Genomic DNA, 20242 nt, shown 5'->3' with positions numbered 1-20242 from the left:
TTCAAAGCGGCTGTATAGGCGATACCATTTCTGATTTGGCTTCGCGCATTACAAAGGTGCTATGTATTGATCCGATCTGGGCGGTCTCGAATAAATTATTCATCAGGAATAAGTGGTAGGCGTCCAGATCTTTTACAGCTATCTTTAATATAAAATCATAATCGCCCGACATGTGGTAACACTCCAACACCTCGGGCGCATTTACGGCTTCGTTTTCAAAAAACAACAGATTTTCTTTGCTGTGATCCTTTAACTTAACATGGGTAAATGCCGTCAGCCCGCGATCAATTTTTTTATGGTCCAACACCGCTACATATTTTTTAATGTAGCCTTTCTCCTGCATGCGGCGTATGCGATCATTAATAGTACTGGCGCTTTTATACAACTGCTCTCCTATCTCTTTATTTGTTAAACGCGCGTTATCCTGCAATATCTGCAGGATGCGGATGTCGGTTGCATCAAGTTTATCGAACATACTTTTCGGTTTTAATTCGGATAGATCAAATTTAAAGTTTACAAACCGTATTCTATCCGAAATAATTTCAATTTATCGGATACGGAGCGAATTTATACGGTATATGGTGTTATCCATTCAGCAAGTCCCGAACTTTAATGAATGAAACTGGTAACCTATAAAAAATATGATCAGAAACGGCAAGGCCAACTAATTGACGGACTGCTTTACGACTTAAAAACCGATCAAAAGGTGGATGATTATGAGTTGCTTGCCCCTGTTCCCCACCCACCTTCATGCCGCGATGGATACGCCTTCAGGCAACACGTAGCCTCGGCACGCCGCAATCGCGGGTTGGACATGATCAAAGAGTTTGACCAGTACCCTATTTTTTATTTCACCAACCACCAGGCTATTTACGGCCCGGGCCCTGTTTATTGTATGCCCGACCATTTTGAGAAACTTGATTTTGAGCTGGAGGTAGCTATTGTAATAGGCAAACAAGGCCGTAACATCAAAGCCGCCGATGCCGACAATTATATACAAGGCTATACTATTATGAATGACCTGAGCGCGCGCACCCTGCAAATGGAGGAAATGCTGCTCAACCTCGGCCCCGCCAAAGGAAAAGACTTTGCCACCATATTAGGCCCCTGGCTGGTAACCCCCGATGAACTGGAACAATACAAATGTGCACCAAAGCCCGGTCACACAGGCAACGCCTATAATTTGGATATGACCTGCAAGGTAAACGGCATTGAAGTATCACGCGGTAATATGGCCGATATGGATTGGACATTTGCCGAGATCATTGAACGAGCATCTTACGGAGTTACGCTATACCCGGGCGATGTAATCGGATCTGGCACGGTGGGTACAGGTTGCTTCTTAGAATTAAACGGCACCGGATTGCTCCACGATCCCGAATACAAACCACAATGGCTGCAAGCAGGCGATGTGGTAGAAATGGAAATAACAGGCCTGGGTATACTGCAAAACACCATCATAGCCGAAGAAACCGATTGGTCAATCCTTAACCTAAAAAAATGAGAACCTTCAACGCCACCGATCTAAGCACCGCGCAGGTACATAATTACCTGCTGCATGCCGTTGCGCCAAGGCCTATTGCGCTGGTGAGTACCGTTGATCGTGAGGGAAAAGTAAATCTGAGTCCGTTTAGTTTTTTTAACCTGTTTAGCGCTAATCCGCCGGTACTGATCTTTTCACCGTCGCGCCGGGTGCGTGATAATACCACCAAACATACTTTAGAAAACATTTATGAGATGCGCCAGTGCGTGGTTAATATGGTTGATCATAATATAATTCACAAGGTAAACCAGGCCAGCGCCGAGTATGCCAAAGGCGTTAACGAGTTTAACGAAGTTGGTTTAACCGAGTTACCATCCATCCATGTAAAACCGCCACGTGTAGCCGAGTCGCCTGTGCAACTGGAATGTACCGTGCAGCACATTATGCCTTTAGGCAAAGGTGCAGGCGCAGGCAACCTGGTTATCGCCGAAGTGCAAACCATTCACTTACGTGATGATCTGCTGGATGCCGACGATAAACCCATCCAACAAAACTTTGATTTAGTAGCACGACTTGGCGGCGATTGGTATTGCCGCACAACAGATCTATTTAAACTACCAAAACCCATATAGTTATGCCCATTTACCACACATTAGGGAGCATCCCGCGCAAAAGGCATACGCAGTTTCGTAAGCCCGATGGTTCATTATATGCCGAAGAACTGGTATCAACCGAAGGTTTTTCGAGCGTTTACTCATTGGTTTACCATGCTTACCCGCCAACATTGGTTAAGGAGTTGGGTGAGCCATACTCGGTTGAACCGAAGATAGCCCGCGAAAAACATTTAAAGCATACCAGCCTTATTGGTTTCAACGTAAAACCTGAGGATGACTACCTGCAAAGCCGTAAGCCCGTGCTAGTAAACAGAGATCTGCATATCTCGCTGGCCGCGCCGCGCAAATTAATGACTGATTATTTTTATAAGAATAGCCAGGCTGACGAGGTAGTATTCATCCACGAAGGGACAGGCACGCTAAAAACTGGCTATGGCGACATCAAATTTGGATATGGCGATTACCTGATTATTCCTCGCGGTACTATTTACCAAATGGAGTTTGACGGCGAAACTAATCGTCTTTTTATTATCGAAAGCTTCAGCCCCATACGCCCGCCTAAAAGGTATCTGAACAATTACGGGCAGTTAATGGAGCACGCGCCCTATTGCGAACGCGATATCCGCCGCCCCGAAAACCTACAAACGCATGATGAGAAAGGCGATTTTAAAATACTGATTAAAAAGCAAGGGCTGATATATCCGTATGTGTACGGCACCCACCCTTTTGATTTTGTGGGCTGGGATGGCTTCCATTATCCATGGGCATTTTCTATCCATGATTTTGAGCCGATAACCGGTCGGCTGCACCAACCGCCACCTGTACATCAAACTTTCGAGGGGCATAATTTTGTGATCTGCTCATTCGTGCCGCGCAAATTTGATTATCACCCGCTATCAATCCCTGCACCTTATAATCACAGCAATGTGGATAGCGACGAGGTGCTATATTATGTAGATGGTGATTTTATGAGCCGCAAACATGTAGTGAAAGGCCAGATCACCCTACACCCGGGCGGCATACCACATGGCCCGGCGCCGGGTTCGGTAGAAAAATCAATTGGTAAAGAAAGTACGGATGAATTGGCCGTGATGATAGATCCTTTTCGCCCATTGATGTTGACCGAAGAAGCGTTGAGAATTGAGGATGAGAATTATTATAAAAGCTGGATAAGCTAACGCGTTGTAAGGTTGGAATGTTGAAAGGTTGTAAAGTTTGACCAGCCTGCATGAGCATTTCAACCTTACAACTTTAAAACATTACAACAAAAAACCATGGAAACACAAACAATAAATATCACCAATCAACAACAAGACTTCTTGCCCCTAAATGGCACCGACTACGTGGAATTTTACGTAGGCAATGCCAAGCAAGCTGCACACTACTATAAAACCGCCTTCGGTTTTCAGGACCTGGCCTATGCCGGGCCGGAAACGGGAGTACGCGATCGCGCATCATATGTTTTACAACAAGGTAAGATACGGCTGATGCTGACCACGCCGCTTCACTCCGATCACCCAATCGCCGAACACATCAAAAAACATGGCGACGGCGTAAAAGTACTGGCACTTTGGGTTGATGACGCTTACGATGCTTTTAAACAAACCACCGCACGTGGTGCCGAACCATACCAGGAGCCAAAAACTATTACGGATGAGTTTGGCGAAGTACGCACCAGCGGCATCAAACTCTATGGTGAAACGGTGCACCTGTTCATCGAGCGTAAAAACTATAACGGTCTGTTCCTGCCTGGATATGGCCCCATGCATTCAAACTATAAACCTGCCGACACGGGCTTAAAGTACGTTGACCACTGCGTGGGAAATGTGGGCTGGCATAAAATGAATCAATGGGTTAATTTTTACGAGGATATTATGGGTTTCCGCAATATTTTGACATTTGATGATAAGATGATATCAACAGAATATTCGGCCCTGATGAGCAAGGTAATGAGTAACGGAAATGGCTACGTTAAATTCCCGATCAACGAACCTGCCGAAGGAAAAAAGAAATCGCAAATTGAAGAATACCTGGAGTTTTATGAGGGCGAAGGTGTACAGCATCTCGCGCTAGCAACTGACGATATAGTACGAACCGTAACAAATTTACAAAGTCGCGGTGTTGAGTTTTTAACTGTACCCACTACCTATTACCGCGAGCTAACCTCCCGCGTTGGCCATATTGATGAGGATCTGGAACCCTTAGAGCGTTTAGGGATTTTGGTGGACAGGGATGACGAAGGCTACTTACTGCAGATATTTACCAAACCGGTTGAGGACAGGCCTACACTTTTTTTCGAGATCATTCAACGTAAAGGCGCCAAATCATTCGGCGCAGGTAATTTTAAAGCCTTGTTCGAGGCCATTGAGCGCGAACAAGAACTAAGAGGCAATTTATGATAAACGATTTTGGCAATAAACAGGTAGCCGCATTACCCAAACACCTGCGGCAATATATTGTGGAGCAGCATTACGAGCACTATACCCCGGTTGACCAGGCCGTGTGGCGCTACGTAATGCGTCAAAACTACAATCACCTTAAGGATATTGCTTACTACCCCTACATACCGGGACTGAAAGCGGCCGGGCTTACTATTGAACACATCCCCCATCTGCAGGAGATGAACGACGCGCTGGGCAAAATTGGCTGGGGCGCAGTTACCGTTGACGGCTTTATACCGCCCGCCGCTTTTATGGAATACCAGGCTTATAAAGTATTGGTGATAGCTGCAGATATCCGCCAGTTAAACCACATAGCCTACACCCCTGCGCCCGATATTATTCACGAATCTGCCGGTCATGCTCCTATTATTGCCGAGCCCGATTACCACCAGTACCTGAGTTATTTTGGTTCAATAGGTGCAAAAGCCATGTACTCGGCTCAGGATTATGAATTGTATGAGGCTATCCGTGCACTATCTATTTTAAAAGAGATGCCCGATGCTGATCCGCAGGAACTAAAGCAAGCCGAAGAGCACCTAGACTTCTGCCAGCAAAACCTGGGCGAACCATCAGAAATGGCACTGCTAAGCCGCCTGCATTGGTGGACGGTGGAATATGGATTGATCGGTACATTAGAAGATCCTAAAATTTACGGCGCAGGCTTGCTATCATCTATAGGCGAAAGTGCTACCTGCATGAAATCTGAAGTAGCGAAACTTTGGTATACCATTGATGCGGTAAACTACAGTTATGATATAACCCAGCCGCAAAAGCAGCTATTTGTTACGGATGATTTTCAAAACCTGATAAACGTACTGGAGCAGTTTGCCGACGGCATGGCTTTCCGTAAAGGCGGCAACCATGGCTTGCAAAAAGCTTTGGATAGTCACAACACCTGTACTGTGGTTTACAGTTCGGGCCTACAGGTTTCGGGCACTTTAAGCAGTTTTACACCTGATGCTTATATACAATTTACCGGTCCGGCGGCTTTGGCTGTTGATGGTAAACAATTGCCCGGGCATGATAAGGATTATCATAAAGGTGGTTACGGCTCGCCTGTCGGAAAGTTTAAGGCGAATAATGAATTACAAGTAGGTGAAATTGTTCAACTCAATTTCGATAGTGGCGTTATCGTTAAGGGTCAAATAAAAAACATCTTACCTCAACTTATAACTTTCATTAATTGTACTGTCACATCGCCGGACGGTAAAACACTTTTTAAACCCGAATGGGGAGATTATGACATGGCCCTGGGCGAAAGCATTATTTCGGTTTTCAGCGGCGCAGCCGATAAGGATAATTTTGAAGAGATAGGCTATCGCCCAAAAACAACTACCTACCATCCTGTTTATGATAACAAAACACAGGCACTGCACAGGTTATATCAACGCGTGCGCACCTGCAGACAGTTTAATATACACCGTGAGCATTTAAAAGATATCTGGCTGGATTTGAAAGCCAATCACCCTGATGATTGGCTATGTTCCCTGGAGATACTGGAAATCAAAAACGATGCGGAAATAGCTTGCTATCTGCAACAAAAGGCGGATAAAGACCCTGAGCTTGCCAAGCTTATAAATGATGGCTTGCAACTGCTTAAAGAACCTGCTTTATAAACCGTAAAACAATTAGGCTGCTTATTCATTTCTGTATGTATGATCACAGTAATTGGAATATTTGCAGACCCGCAGTTGGCCGAACAGGTGAGCGACTACCTGTTGGCAAACGAGTTTGAAAGCGAGAACATTGACGTACACACCCAAAGCGACGGCAATGCCGAAACCGACCGGGTTGGCGATTTCTTCGCGCATTTTTTTGACAACCAGGCCTATGCCGACCATTACGCCACCCTGGGCCGCACAGGCACTATTGTAACCATACACGCCGTATCAACCCGCGAAGCACAAGAAGCCGTGGACGCGTTTAACAACCATGGCGCTGTGGATGTAAGTGTTGACGCTACCGGCAACCGCAGCCTGGTTATCGAAAAAATAGCAGCACCGGATCTTCGCTTACGCGGATAGTACATAGTTTGATATACCTAACATTACACCTCTATGCCTGCTTATCAACTACCCTATCTGGTTAAACTCAGTTTAATACTATTTATCGCTATCGCGGTTAGTGCCATCCTGTATTTTGGCAAGGGTTTGTTGGCGCCGCTGGCTTTTGGGTCGGTGTTTGCTATGCTGCTCATCCCCTTTAGTAAAAAACTGGAGAAGCGGGGTATTGGTCGTGGTCTGGCGGCGGTTATTTGTATTTTGGTGCTGATCCTGTCCTTTACTTTGATATTCGGGCTGTTGGCGTGGCAGGTATCAAACCTGGCCAGCGATTTTGACCAGATCAAAGAGCGCCTTACCGAAATGAGCAACCAGGTGCAACAATACATCACTCAGCATATTGGCATAGCCGCCAACGAACAGAAAAAAGTTATCCAAAAGGTAGAGAGCGCCGGCAGCCCCGCGGCCTTGATCATGCAAACTACCAGCGGCTTTTTAAGTATGGCGATAAATGTGGTGTTAGTACTGGTATATATTTTCCTGATGATGTATTTCCGCACGCATTTGATGCAATTCCTGCGTAAAGCGGTACCCTCACAACAAAAAGGCAACGTAGCCGACATGGTTTACGAAGCCAGCGAGGTTTCGCAAAAGTATTTAAGCGGGCTGGCGCTGATGATACTTTCCTTATGGATATTATACGGCATTGGCTTCTCGGTAATTGGTGTAAAATACGCGCTGTTTTTTGCCATACTATGCGGCACGTTGGAGATCATACCATTTGTAGGCAACCTTACAGGCACCACCGTTACGGTACTACTAAACATAGCACAGGGCGCGGATATTACTTTGGTAATAGGCATACTACTAACCTACGGAACCATACAATTCGTACAATCATATTTATTGGAGCCGCTGGTTGTTGGTCGCGAGGTTGATCTTAATCCTTTCTTCACCATCGTCTGCATTGTTATTGGCGAAGCGATATGGGGCATTGCGGGCATGGTGCTGGCTATACCCTTATTTGGCATGATAAAAATTGCCTGCGATCATTTTGAGCCACTTAAACCTTATGGTTTCCTGTTGGGATGCGAACGCGAGGCTAAAAATTCACCCGGTTTTATAGATAAGATAAAAGGTATCTTCAAAAAATAACACCGAATCGTAAAATCGTCTCAATCTTTACTAAACATTTTATCTGCTGATATTTTAGGCTACATTTAGTTATCAATTATAACCGTATTAGCCTATGTTAAAGTCGTACAAAATAACTACGCGCTTTGTGGGAGCTTTACTTGTTATTGCTTCTTTTACCATAAAAGCGAAAGCACAAACTCAGCTTAACAACCCTGTCTTAAATCACAACTTTGCCGACCCTACCGTTATACAGACCAACGGCAAGTATTATGCCTACGCAACTAATTCGCGAACAAACGGTAAGTATAGTCATATTCAACTGGCCGTATCAACAGATATGCAACACTGGGATGATCTGCCCGATGCCCTGCCCACCGGCGCCACTTGGGGTAAGGGAGATTACTGGGCTCCGCATGTGTTATATGATAAGGCTTCTAAGCAGTATATCATGTTTTACTCGGCGCAACATAACAACGCTGATAGCGTAGGTAAATGTCTGGGAGTAGCGTTCGCCAAATCGCCTGAAGGGCCGTTTGTTGATATGGGCAAGCCATTGGTAACCGGCAAAAGTTTTATCAATATAGACCCCTACGCTATGGTTGACCCCAAAAGCGGCAAAAAGCTATTGTACTGGGGTTCGGGCTTTGTGCCCTTAATGGTGCAGGAACTAACCGATGACTGGAAAACCTTTAAATCTGGCAGTAAGCCGACGCAACTTATTAAACCCAAACAGGAAGCCAAATACACCAACCTATTAGAAGGAAGCTGGGTAGACTACGCAAATGGTTACTACTATCTATATTATTCGGGCGATAACTGCTGTGGTGTCAATGCCAATTATGCAGTATTGGTTGCCCGATCAAAAAACGCGTTCGGCCCGTTTGAAACCCTAGGCGAAGCTCGTAAAACCAATAGCAGCGTAATATTAAAGAAGAAAGGTAAATGGCTGGCTCCGGGCCACAATTCTATTTTCCGTGATGCCAAAGGGAATATCTATATAGCATATCACGCCATATTAGATGAAGCAGGCAGCAAAGGCAATACACGTGTAATGTTGATCAGTCCGGTTGTTTATAAAGATGGCTGGCCCGAAGTTCAATATTAAAAAAAGAAGCCCGGTAAGTTTTTACAGGGCTTCTTTTTTTTAATGGCTATGCACGTTCCAGAGCGGCCGCTAAAGAACTAACAAAATTCACCGTTTTACCTTTATTACTTTCATAGATAAAATCGCGAAGGCTTTTAGATGCCACATCGTCGAAGCTACCTACAATAGCCAAACGTATCCGGAAGTTTGAACATTTTTGCAGTACCTCACCTGCCAGGCCGCTTTTCAACTCAAAGAAATCCGGGTTTAGCTGTGTTTCCTTAAAACTATCAGGTCAAAACCTTGGTAATACAGGTCAGCCAATAATTGTGCGCCCTCTTCGGCCGTAGTAATAAGTGTGTCATCCGAAGATAGTTCGGCTATTTGGATATCGTTTTTATGGTGAGTGATGATTTGCATGATAAACTGAAGAGGATATACCTTAAAACAAAAAAACCTCTGAATATAAATTCAGAGGTTTTGATCGGTATCGACTTAGAGTCGGGATGGCAGGATTCGAACCTGCGGCCTCCACATCCCAAATGTGGCGCGATACCGGGCTACGCTACATCCCGAAACGGATTGCAAAGGTAAGGTTTAAAATTACTGTTGCAAATATTTTTTTAAAGAACTTTTTCATTAACTTAATAAAAGCATTCAGGGCAGATAACTCCAGTTTAAAAAGTGTGAAATTACCTGTAAAAACAACGTTTGTGCAACATTTGTATGACATTGAAGCAAGGGCTGTGCAACATTTATATGACATTAAAAAAGTGATTAAACTAAGCCCTACTTTCATAGTCAATCATCAAAAAATGCACCAAACCTAATTTAAAATGATGAAAAAAAGCACCCTATTGGCATTATCCGCACTCTTTACGGTTACTGCTTTTGCCCAAGACAAATTAAAGAACGTTCAGGAAGGAAGCTCGTGGGCCCCAACCGTTAAGGTTGACGGAAAACTAGGCGAGTGGAATGATACCTTTCACGCTTATAACAAAAGTACCAAGCTGTACTACACCATCTCTAACGACGATAAAAACTTATACTTAACCGTAAAGTCGACAGATGCCACTAACAATGCTAAGATACAGGCAGGCGGTATTACCTTCACACTAAATACGGCAGGTAAGAAAAAAGCTGAAGAGTCATTTATCGTTACCTATCCTGTTGTAACCCGTGCGTCACGCGGTCAACGCGGTGCTGGTGGTGCCGGTGGCCAACGCGGCGGCGGCGGGTTTGGTGGATTTGGTGGCGGTCAACGTGGCGCCGCTTCCGATTCGGCATCAAAAGCAGCTGTAGCCGAAGCACGTAAACAGTTTGTAACCGCAAGCAAAACCATAAGCGCTATCGGCTTTAAAGATATTACAGATACTATCATATCTATATACAACGAGCACAACATCAAGGCAGCTATAGCTTTTACAGATGAAGGCGACTTCACCTACGAACTGGCAATACCACTTAAAGCCCTTGATCTTACCCTGGCTAACACCAAAGAAATGGCTTACAACGTTAAGCTTAACGGCCTTTCAATCCCTAATCGTGACAACGAAAACGGAGGCCAGGGCGGCGGTGGCTTTGGCGGAGGCGGTGGCGGTGGCTTTGGCGGTGGTGGTGGAGGCGGCTTCGGCGGCGGCGGTGGTGGTCGCGGAGGACGTACCGGCGGCGGCGGTGGTGGCAACACCCGTGGCGGCGGTGGCCCGGCCGGAGGCATAAACTTTGCCGAACTGATAGCACCTACTGATTTTTGGGGCAAATATGCTTTAGCTCAGAAAGTAGCTACCATAGCTAAACCATAATTTACAACTCAAACCAACAATCATAATTATTGGGTACAAACGTAGCTTACACTTGGTAAGTAAGGGACGCTTGTACCTATACAAAACTCACAACAATGAAAAAAATCGTTCTTTTGCTTGTACTGATCCTTGCATCAGGCAGGCTGTTTGCCCAGGTTCCGGGCGGCAGAAGTAATACTACCACTGCCCTGCCGCCACCTGTAGCAACCCGCGAAGTTAGCGGCGTTATTAAAGATAAAGCCGGCGAGGGTGTTGTTGGCGCTACCGTTAAACTGGTAGCCGGTAAAGACACCGTGCGCACAGCAACCAATATTGATGGTATATTTTTATTTAAAAATGTGAAAGAGGCAACCTTTGTGCTCACCATCACCGGCGTTAACTTTATAACCGAAACCCGTAAATATTTAAATAACGATGCCATAAAAAACATCGTGCTTGATCCGATTGAGGTTAAATCATCAGACAATATGCTGAAAGAGATCAAGATCGATGGTACCCCAAGCATCACTTACAAACCCGACACTGTTGAATATCGCGCCAGCGACTACAAAACACGCCCAAATGCAACTGTAGACGAGTTGATCAAGAAAATGGAAGGCATGGAAGTAGGCACCGATGGATCGTTAACCCACCAGGGCCAGAGCGTTACCCGGGCTAAACTAAACGGCAAAGAATACGCCGGCGGCAGCGTGGCACAAGCTATTCAAAACTTACCTGCTGATATTGTTGAAAAGATACAGATAGTTGACGACTACGGCGACCAGGCCGCACGTACAGGTGTTAGAGATGGCGACCCGCAAAAAGTATTGAATATTACCACCCAGGCCGATAAATCTGTGGGTACAACAGGGCGCTTAACCGCACAGGCCGGTAATAATGATCGCTTTAATTCCGAACTGTTTTTACAACGCATCAATGCTAACCAGCAGTTGGGTATAATTGGCAGCTTCCGTAACACCGTTAACGGAGTTTCGGGCAGCGGCGCTAGTACAGGCGGAAGCGGCAATGGCGGTGGCGGAGGTGGCGGCCGCGGAGGTGCTAATGGTGGCGGCGCTTCGCCGGGCACTACAAAAGCCGGCTCTGCATCGTTTAACTATCGCGACCAGTGGAGTAAAAAAACACAGGTTGTAGGCAGTTACGCTTATACTTTTAATGATAATAACAGCACCAACAAAAGCTTTGGCGAGCGTTATACCGCTATTGGCCCAAGTAAATTTGATGAGCAAAGCGATAGCCAAAACGGCAGCAGAGGCCATCGTTTAAACTTCGAGATAGAGCACAATATTGACAGCGCAAACTTTTTACAAATAACGCCAAGCTTTAGCTACAATACAACAAACTCAAGTTCAAACTCGCGTACAGATTATATTAACAACTATACAACAACGGGCTTTGAGCATAGGCTTGAATCTGCAACCAGCCTTAGTGATGGTATATCTAAAAACTACGGTATTAACGCTTTTTACTTGCATATATTTAAAAAACCACAACGTAATATATCATTGCAATTTAACCTGACCAAGTCAGAGTCTGACGCTAATACCGACAGACGTACTGATACCAGGAACTACCTTGATGAAACATTTAATACACAGCTTCGCGATTCGGTAGCGCACATTCTGACTAATCGTGTTAACAACAATCTTACCTACACTACAACCGCAACCTATGTTGAACCATTGAGCAAACTATCGCAATTACAGGTTATTGGGCAGATAAGAAGGTCTGAGTACGATAACACCGCTTTGGCTGACAGCGTTCGGGCTGATGGCACCGTGGTGCGCAATACTTTAATGGATAATATTTACAACTACAATATAACCGAAACACGTGCATCATTAAACTACCGTTATAACGGTACCAAGTTTAACTTCTCGTTAGGTGCCGCAGTAGTTCCGTTTGTATTAAATGGCAGTAAAGTAAATACATCTAACGGCCAGGCGTTGTCAACAAGCCGCTCGTACACCCGTATTATACCGGTTGCACGTTTGGCTTACTCATGGTCGCGTACAGAAAGGTTACAAATTACTTATACCGGCCGCAACCAGGAGCCAAACTTTGCCCAGTTACAACCATTTACTGATGTATCAAACCCTAATAATATCATTATCGGTAACCCCGATCTGAAACCTACATTTACGCATACTATTTCTGGTAGCTACAACAATTATCTAGCTAACGCGAAATTAAGTTTGTCTTTAAATACCGGTGTTACGCTTTATGACAACCAAGTTACTACCAATACCTTCCGTAAGGCGGTATCAATTGGCGGCGGTTTAAACAGAACCATACAAGAGGTTAATTATGTTAACATTAACGGTTCAAAACAATACAACACTAATTACACCATTCAAAAAAGCTTTTCAGACCGTGCTTACAGCTTCTCGTTAAATGGAAACATCAGGTATAATTACAGCAATGCGATGAGCGAGGGCTTATTATATCATACAACGCAATGGTCACTATCACAACGTTTTGGCCCGCAGTTAAACCCTGCAGAGTGGTTGGAGATCAACCCTTTTTATGAGTACAACTTAAACAGATCTTTCTCTACAGCACGAGGTGCCCGCACTACTTCGCTTGAAACAAACTCGTTTGTATTGACCAGCCGTATGTACTTCCTGAAAACCTTCCAGGTTAACTACAGGGTATCAAAAAGCTACGTAAGCGGTTTGGGTAATTTAAATACCAACCCATTAATTTTAAATGCGGGATTGGAGAAAGAGTTTTTTGCTAACAGAAGCCTTGTTGTAACCTTCAACGCCTTCGACTTACTTAAACAAAACAACTTTGTGCAACAAACACAGGATGCACAAGGTGTTACCAATACCCTGTCAAACAACTTAAGCCGTTACTTCCTGGTTGGCGTACGTTTAAACTTCCAAAAATGGAGTGGCAGGCCACAACGTAACGGTCGCAACATGCAGCGCCGCGGCGATGGTAGCTTTATCTATAACTAAACTAATCAGAAGTTCCACCATAGCAAAAGGCCTCCCGTTTTGGGAGGCCTTTTGTTTTATATTATGTTATGCAATTTGAGTCGCAGAGTATACTCCTGTAATCAAATAGTCCTGTGCCATCGTGCGCTGTTTCAAATGTGTCTCGCGCTGGGCATCATTGTCTTTTAGATAAACATGCCCTCAGGCACGATAAAATTACTTTATTAGCCAATCTAACATAGAAATACTCGCAATGTAGATAATAAAAACTCCTCCATAAAGAAAGAGACCTTATGTTTTACCATAAGATCTCTTTCTTTATTTAGATACGATAGTTTGATTACTTAACTACCGAAAACTTGTAGTATGATGAGGTTTTGTAAACCTGACCTGGTTTTAAAGTAGTAGTTGGGAACGAAGGCTGGTTTGGCGAATCAGGGAAGTGTTGAGTTTCCATAGCGAAAGCTGTTCTGTAATCGTCTTTGCTGCCGTTTTTGAAAGTGTTTTTACCTTGCATAAAGTTACCGCTGTAAAACTGTAAGCCCGGCTCTTGGGTGTAAATATCCATTACTACCCCGCTTTTATCGCCGGTTGCAGTAGCCGCATGGGTAAATTTACCGGCACCTTCGCTACGTAACACATAGTTATGATCATAACCCGCGCCGTTTTTAAGCTGCTCATTTTTAACGTTGATACGTGCGCCGATAGCTGTTGGTTTATTAAAATCAAATGGAGTGCCGGCAACAGGGTCTGATGTACCTAACGGGATCAAAGTCGAATCAACCGGAGTATATTTAGCTGCATTAAACCAAACTTTATGATCAAGTATAGTACCGCTGCCTTCGCCATTAAGGTTAAAGAAAGCGTGGTTGGTTAAGTTACATACCGTAGTTTTATCGGTAGTCGCTTCATAATCCATGTGCAGTTCGTTAGCATCGTTAAGGCTATAGGTAACCTTAACATTAAGGTTGCCCGGGAAACCCCCTTCCATGTCTTTAGACAGGTAGGTAAACACTACAGTTTGCGGGTTTGGCTGCTCGGCATTAAACATCACATCCTGGAAACCAAATTTACCGCCATGAAGCGTATTAGGGCCATTGTTAATAGTTAACTGAACCTCTTTGCCATCTAACATAAATTTGCCCTTGGCAATACGGTTGCCGTAACGGCCAATGGTAGCGCCAAAATATGGCTCGGTAGATTCTTTAAACTGCTTGGCTGTTTTAAATCCTACTACCACATCGGTAAGCGTGTCTTTCTTATTAGGCACCCAAAGGCTGGCTAAACGACCACCGTAGTTGGTAAATACGGCTTTAACATTGTTTTTATTGGTAAGCACGTAAAACGATGCGCCTTTTAACTCGCCGGTGTCGCTTGACATTGCGATCGTATCAGTTTTTAAGGTATCTGTATCAGACTTGTTGGTTGACGAATTACACGCCGCCATTAACAGCACGCAGGCGGGTAGTACACCTGCTATAAATTTTAATTTCATGGTTTTATAATTGTTTTTTTAAGTTGGATTATTTGGATTGCTTTTTAAGCCAGATGGTTAACTCCTTGGCAGCTATATCATTTTGATATATCGCGGGTAGCCTTCCGTTTACATACTCATTATAAAGCCATGGATCGCCAACGGCAAACACCATACCTTTACCATGTTTAACAGTTGCCGCTATAACTGATTTGCCTTCGGCCGATTTAAATACCGCTTTAGCTGCCGGATTGTTTAAAGTAATGCTACATACATCCTTTAAAAACAGCTTAGGTTTTGAGGTAAATATATCATTATCCGCATACACCACTTCCCCATCGGCAAAATGTTGATCGTTGATAACGTGGTTTGGCAAATCGTTATTAAAATGTAAACCGAATTTTTCTGCCAGTATATTAAAATGCGGTAGCTCCACATTCACGCTATCATTAGCCATCATCACCAGCACACCTCCGGCTTTTACCCATTGCTCTATCTGTTCAGCATCCTGCGCAGTGATATAATTAGGGTTTGGATTTTCTTTTTTTGAGTCCGGATCAACAATGATGTATACACCGGTATTTTTTAAATTAGCGAGGGTTGGCGCTTTATCTAAAGTATCTAACTTAAAGCCATTGGCCGTAAAAACGTTGCCCCAAATGGCAAATCCGGGATCTTTTTTCTCTGTCCACAGGTAATGATAACGCTCAGGGCCCGCAGGAGTCCTCCGGGTTTCGTGGTTAAAATAATAATCAAGCGTAACGGTTTGCGCTAAAGCGGATGGCACTGTTTTTACTAAAATTACAAGCGCACAAACTAATAACCTGTTCTTCATATGCAGACGGGTTGGTTTATAATTATTATGTACTGGGCATGCCTTTAGGCGGGCATGCTATAAAGATATATTAAAATGCCGTAAAACTTACTTTTTTTGAGTAGAGTTTCGGATAATCAACTTTGTTGGTAATACCTTGGTTTCAAACTGAGTTATCACTTCTTTACTCTTGATCAAACTGATCAACATATGTGTAGCCTCTTCTCCTATTTCAAAACCGGGCTGATAAACCGCCGATAGCGACGGATTTAAAACATCAGCCAATACCGTATTGGTAAAACCTAATAAGGCGATCTCTTGCGGGATAGCTATTTTAAATTCATGCAAAATGCTTAATGTCTCGGTAGTAACGCGGTCAAATGCAGTAAAAAAAGCATCAGGGCGTGGGTTAAGGGCTAAAAGTTCGTCTATTTTTTGTTTTAGCTCTACGCGGTCTTTTCCACCAAAATTGCAGTACTTAATATACTGATCTTTAATTGGAACGCCATAATCATCTAAGGCTTTTGTGTAGCCGGATACCCGCTCTTTTGTAACCGATGTATTGGCCGAGCTGGTAATATGCGCTATATTTTTAAAACCTGATTTGATAAGATGTACGGTTGCATCATACGCTCCCTTAGCGTTATCTACGGTAACTTTGTGGGTAGCCATATCATTGCTTACTCTATCAAAAAAAACGATAGGCAAGCCCTGCTGCTGCAGCGTTTGTAAATGTTCGATGTTAGTAGTCTCGGTTGAAAGGGAAATTAATAAACCATCTACCGAACGATGCGCAAGGTGCGTTACATTTTTCGTCTCCAGGTCATACGACTCATGCGTTTGGGTAAATATCACATTGTAACCCTCATCATGCGCTACCGATTCGATGCCGTTAATAACCTGCGAAAAAAAATGGTTATCTAAACTTGATATAACAACGCCTATTGATTTGCTATGCCCTTGCTTTAAGCTCTGTGCAATTAAATTGGGGCGATAGTTATTGGCCTTTGCATATTCAATTACGCGCTGTTTGGTTTTATCACTTATCTCGTAACTGTTGCTTAAAGCCTTTGAAACCGTTGAAGCCGAAAGGTTTAAAGCCTTAGCAATATCGTGCATTGTTATGGCTTTAAAACTGTTCATAGGCATCTGTCTGTTTATAGCGGGTTTAATAGCTAAAGTAGGTATTTTTAATATAAAAAGGTATAATAACTTAAAGTAATGATTAAGTTATTATACCTGCTTTTGCTTTGTAGTTGATGGTTAATCCAGTTCTACCTGCGTCATTTTTGGTGCGAAGAAGTGCATGATAGACCATGCTATCAGGTAAGCGCTGCCGCATATGCAGAATATGATATTATATCCTACCGTGATGTTACCCGCCAGTTTGTACTTATCTAAAATAAAGCCAACAAAAATCGGGAACAATATACCACCGATAGAGCCAGCCATACCACCAATACCTACAACGGAACTTACCGCGCGCTTAGGGAACATATCTGAAGCTGTTGTGAATATGGTAGCGCTCCAGGCCTGGTGCCCAGCTGCAGCTAAGGCTATTAAAGCCACTGCTTGCCATATATTGGTTGCAAACTGCGCTGTAAATATAGGCACTATACATATAGCGAAAATAAGCATAGCGGTTTTACGGGCTTTAAATATAGGCCAGCCTTTGTTTATAAAGTAAGAAGACAGGTAACCGCCGCCAATACTACCAATAGTAGTAGCTGTATACACAATTACCAACGGGAGACTCGGTTTTTTTAAATCGAGTGCGAAGGTGCTTGCAAAATAGCCCGGCAACCAGAATAGAAAGAACCACCAGATAGGATCAGTTAAAAACTTGCCAAAAACGAAAGCCCAGGTTTGACGTACAGCCAGTAATTTAGCCCATTTTACTTTTTTGTCTTTATTGGCAATCTCTGACGCCGACTCAACATCGCTATGGATGTGATCAAACTCGGGTTTACCTATTTTTTTATGGCGTGCTGGTACTTCATAAAATAACCACCAAAATATCAGCCAAATAAAACCTATAGCACCGGTTAATATAAAGGCCATTTCCCAACCATACCAACCCAATATAAGCGGAACCATAATAGGTGCCACTACCGCGCCAATATTAGCGCCCGAGTTAAATATACCTGTTGCAAATGCACGCTCTTTTTTAGGAAACCACTCGGCCACCGATTTAATAGCCGCCGGGAAGTTACCGGCCTCGCCTACTCCCAAAGCAGCCCTAACCAGACCAAAGCCAAAGGTTGAACGTACCAAAGCATGCGCCATAGCTGCAACGCTCCAAACAATAATAGAAATGGTATAACCCATTTTGGTACCTATCTTATCAATAAAAGCACCAAAGGCAGCCAAACCAATAGCGTAGGCAGCGGTAAAGGCCATTACAATATGGCTGTAGTCGGTTTCCGTCCAGCTAAACTGTTCTTCCAGGGTTGGTTTTAGCAAGCCGATAACCTGCCTGTCTAGGTAGTTTATAGTTGTTGCAAAAAATAGCAGGGAAACCACTACCCATCGGTAGTTCCCTATTTTTGGTTGTGTCATAATTGGTGTATTTAGGTGAGGCTAAATGCCTGTGTTTTATAAATATAACTATACGCCGCTAAAAATGGAAAAACCACCATCAACGGTTATCATAGCACCGGTAACAAATTTCGAAGCGTCGCTTAGTAACCATACCAGCGCACCGATCAACTCATCCGGATCGCCAAAACGTTTAAATGGCGTGTTGCGGATCACTCTTTCGCCTCTGTCGGTATAGCCCCCATCCGGCTTGGTTAACAGGTTGCGGTTTTGTTCGGTAAGGAAAAAGCCGGGTGCAAGTGCGTTCATGCGGATAGCATCTCCGTAACGGTTAGCCAGTTCAACAGCAAACCATTGGTTATAGCAATCAACAGCAGCTTTACCCATGTTGTACCCTAATACGCGGGTAACCGCGCTTTTTGAATTCATGGACGATATATTAACAATGCTACCTCTGCCCGAAGTTTGCACAATAGCTTCGCCAAATATTTGTGTAGGTATTAAGGTTCCCCAAAGGTTAAGCTCAGTTACTTTTTTCATACCGGCCATGTTCATTTTAAACAGATCCTGATCCGGTAATAAAACACCCTCCGGCATATTTCCACCGGCAGCATTTACCAGGCCATCAATACGGCCGTAAGCTGCCAGTACTTTATCTTTTGCAGCTATCAGGGCAGCTTCATCCATTGCATCGGCAACAAGGGCAATAGCCTGACCGCCGTTAGCGTTAATGGCCGCGGCGCGTTCTTCGGCTACTTGTTGGTTTCTGCCTAAAATACCTACGGTACCACCTGCTTCAACAATACCGTTAACAAACGATTTGCCTAAAATGCCGGTACCGCCGGTTACTACGATTACTTTACCTTTTAACGAGAAGTTATTTTCCACTTTATATAATATTTTTAGCTATTTAAGATCGGTAACATTTAACAGGTCCATATCGGTGTAGTCCAGGTTTTCGCCGGCCATGCCCCAAATAAAGCTATAGTTGGCTGTACCGCTACCCGAGTGTATGCTCCAAGGTGGAGATACCACTGCCTCGTAGTTGGCCATGATAATATGACGTGTTTCGTCGGCCTCGCCCATGTAATGAAACACGCGTTGGCCTTCAGGCACATCAAAATAAAAATAAGCTTCCATTCGCCTGTCGTGCACGTGGGCAGGCATGGTGTTCCATACGCTGCCATCGCTTAATAAAGTCAGGCCCATTACTAATTGGCAGCTTTGTATACCATCGGCGTGTATATATTTATTAATAGTACGTTTATTAGCTGTTGATACATCGCCGGCTGCAACTTTTACCACGTCTTCATTAGTTACCAACGTAGTTGGATAAGTGGTATGCGCCGGGCTTGAAAGGATATAGAATACAGCGGATTTACTACTATCAACGCTCGAAAACTTTACGCTTTTAGCACCTTTACCAATGTAAAGGCAATCCAGCTTATTTACATTGTAGCTTTGGCCATCAACCTCTATTTTACCGTCGCCGGCTACGTTGATGATGCCTATTTCGCGGCGTTGTAAAAAATAGTCTGCTTTTAAGTTAGGGTAATTTTCCAGTTCGAGTTGTTGCTTTACCGGGTTAGCGGCACCAACGATCATACGATCATAATGGGTGTAAACGCAGTTGATCTCATCAGCTTTTACTATACCATCAAGCAAAAAACGATCGCGTATGGTAGCGGTTTGATATGATTTAAAGTCCTCCGGATGGACGCTATAAATAGATTTCAAGATTATTAGATTTTTTGGTTATGAATCACAATTTTACAATTTATCGATCAATAAAACGCCCGGCTTCCTGATATTTTTACGCAATCGATGTAGGTTTTGAAAAACTATTTCGTTTTCGTAAAATTTAGCATACAGCATTAATATTACCATCAAATATTGGTAATATTGAGTATTGAACC

At 43.8% G+C, this 20242-nt stretch carries 20 protein-coding genes and 1 tRNA gene; 11 read left to right on the top strand and 10 right to left on the bottom strand.

Annotation, left to right across the window (positions count from 1 at the left end):
• Position 1: 1 nt before the first annotated feature.
• A complete protein-coding gene (locus AC59JT_RS07560; protein WP_497397385.1) occupies positions 2–475 on the bottom strand; it encodes an Lrp/AsnC family transcriptional regulator in 474 nt (157 codons plus the stop codon).
• Positions 476–616: 141 nt separating this feature from the next.
• Here AC59JT_RS07560 and AC59JT_RS07555 point away from each other — a divergent pair, with 141 nt between their 5' ends.
• From AC59JT_RS07555 to AC59JT_RS07520, 8 genes are all read left to right on the top strand, one after another.
• Positions 617–1504, top strand: a complete 888-nt coding sequence (locus AC59JT_RS07555; RefSeq protein WP_497397383.1) for a fumarylacetoacetate hydrolase family protein — start codon at positions 617–619, stop codon at positions 1502–1504.
• Positions 1501–2115, top strand: coding sequence for a flavin reductase family protein (locus AC59JT_RS07550; protein WP_497397381.1), 615 nt, complete (start codon positions 1501–1503; stop codon positions 2113–2115). Before AC59JT_RS07555 ends, AC59JT_RS07550 begins: the two co-directional genes overlap by 4 nt.
• 2 nt (positions 2116–2117) lie before the next feature.
• Entirely contained in the window at positions 2118–3275 is a 1158-nt protein-coding gene (locus AC59JT_RS07545; RefSeq protein ID WP_497397379.1) for a homogentisate 1,2-dioxygenase, read from the top strand.
• 96 nt (positions 3276–3371) lie between these two features.
• On the top strand, positions 3372–4496 hold the full coding sequence (gene hppD, locus AC59JT_RS07540; protein WP_497397377.1) for a 4-hydroxyphenylpyruvate dioxygenase: 1125 nt from the start codon (positions 3372–3374) through the stop codon (positions 4494–4496).
• Positions 4493–6154, top strand: coding sequence for an aromatic amino acid hydroxylase (locus AC59JT_RS07535; protein ID WP_497397375.1), 1662 nt, complete (start codon positions 4493–4495; stop codon positions 6152–6154). The genes hppD and AC59JT_RS07535 overlap by 4 nt, the downstream gene beginning before the upstream one ends.
• Before the next feature lie 39 nt (positions 6155–6193).
• Positions 6194–6562 (top strand): hypothetical protein, encoded by a 369-nt coding sequence (locus AC59JT_RS07530; RefSeq protein ID WP_497397373.1) that lies wholly within the window; start codon positions 6194–6196, stop codon positions 6560–6562.
• 33 nt (positions 6563–6595) lie between these two features.
• Positions 6596–7693 (top strand): AI-2E family transporter, encoded by a 1098-nt coding sequence (locus AC59JT_RS07525; protein ID WP_497397371.1) that lies wholly within the window; start codon positions 6596–6598, stop codon positions 7691–7693.
• 94 nt (positions 7694–7787) lie between these two features.
• A complete protein-coding gene (locus AC59JT_RS07520; protein WP_497397369.1) occupies positions 7788–8780 on the top strand; it encodes a glycoside hydrolase family 43 protein in 993 nt (330 codons plus the stop codon).
• A 46-nt stretch (positions 8781–8826) separates the two neighbouring features.
• Here the strand turns inward: AC59JT_RS07520 and AC59JT_RS07515 are convergent, their stop codons facing one another.
• The 3 genes from AC59JT_RS07515 to AC59JT_RS07505 all read right to left on the bottom strand — a co-directional run bounded on the left by AC59JT_RS07515 (position 8827) and on the right by AC59JT_RS07505 (position 9334).
• Entirely contained in the window at positions 8827–9009 is a 183-nt protein-coding gene (locus tag AC59JT_RS07515; protein ID WP_497397367.1) for a DUF4180 domain-containing protein, read from the bottom strand.
• A 17-nt stretch (positions 9010–9026) separates the two neighbouring features.
• A complete protein-coding gene (locus AC59JT_RS07510; protein WP_497397366.1) occupies positions 9027–9179 on the bottom strand; it encodes a DUF4180 domain-containing protein in 153 nt (50 codons plus the stop codon).
• Between the two features lie 81 nt (positions 9180–9260).
• Positions 9261–9334: transfer RNA gene (locus AC59JT_RS07505), tRNA-Pro, on the bottom strand.
• Here AC59JT_RS07505 and AC59JT_RS07500 point away from each other — a divergent pair.
• From AC59JT_RS07500 to AC59JT_RS07490, 3 genes are all read left to right on the top strand, one after another.
• Positions 9302–9589: a hypothetical protein gene (locus AC59JT_RS07500; RefSeq protein ID WP_497397364.1), complete on the top strand. Its 288-nt coding sequence runs from the start codon at positions 9302–9304 to the stop codon at positions 9587–9589. The genes AC59JT_RS07505 and AC59JT_RS07500 overlap by 33 nt on opposite strands.
• A gap of 6 nt (positions 9590–9595) precedes the next feature.
• A complete protein-coding gene (locus tag AC59JT_RS07495; protein ID WP_497397362.1) occupies positions 9596–10561 on the top strand; it encodes a hypothetical protein in 966 nt (321 codons plus the stop codon).
• A gap of 95 nt (positions 10562–10656) precedes the next feature.
• Complete coding sequence (locus AC59JT_RS07490) at positions 10657–13521, top strand: outer membrane beta-barrel protein (protein WP_497397361.1); 2865 nt, start codon at positions 10657–10659, stop codon at positions 13519–13521.
• A gap of 319 nt (positions 13522–13840) precedes the next feature.
• Here AC59JT_RS07490 and AC59JT_RS07485 read toward each other — a convergent pair whose 3' ends face one another.
• The 6 genes from AC59JT_RS07485 to kduI form a co-directional block, all read right to left on the bottom strand.
• A complete protein-coding gene (locus AC59JT_RS07485; protein ID WP_497397359.1) occupies positions 13841–14995 on the bottom strand; it encodes an aldose epimerase family protein in 1155 nt (384 codons plus the stop codon).
• 28 nt (positions 14996–15023) lie between these two features.
• The gene (locus AC59JT_RS07480) at positions 15024–15809 is read right to left on the bottom strand and encodes a DUF4350 domain-containing protein (protein WP_497397357.1); all 786 of its coding nucleotides are present in this window, start codon (positions 15807–15809) and stop codon (positions 15024–15026) included.
• 87 nt (positions 15810–15896) lie between these two features.
• Complete coding sequence (locus tag AC59JT_RS07475) at positions 15897–16931, bottom strand: LacI family DNA-binding transcriptional regulator (protein WP_497397355.1); 1035 nt, start codon at positions 16929–16931, stop codon at positions 15897–15899.
• Between the two features lie 120 nt (positions 16932–17051).
• Positions 17052–18347, bottom strand: a complete 1296-nt coding sequence (locus tag AC59JT_RS07470; RefSeq protein ID WP_497397353.1) for an MFS transporter — start codon at positions 18345–18347, stop codon at positions 17052–17054.
• Positions 18348–18395: 48 nt separating this feature from the next.
• On the bottom strand, positions 18396–19214 hold the full coding sequence (locus AC59JT_RS07465) for an SDR family oxidoreductase (RefSeq protein ID WP_497397351.1): 819 nt from the start codon (positions 19212–19214) through the stop codon (positions 18396–18398).
• A gap of 18 nt (positions 19215–19232) precedes the next feature.
• Positions 19233–20063, bottom strand: coding sequence for a 5-dehydro-4-deoxy-D-glucuronate isomerase (gene kduI / locus AC59JT_RS07460; protein WP_497397349.1), 831 nt, complete (start codon positions 20061–20063; stop codon positions 19233–19235).
• Positions 20064–20242 lie beyond the last annotated feature (179 nt).

This window comes from Mucilaginibacter sp. A3364, from assembly GCF_059690715.1.
This window is presented reverse-complemented; position numbering and strand designations above follow the sequence as displayed.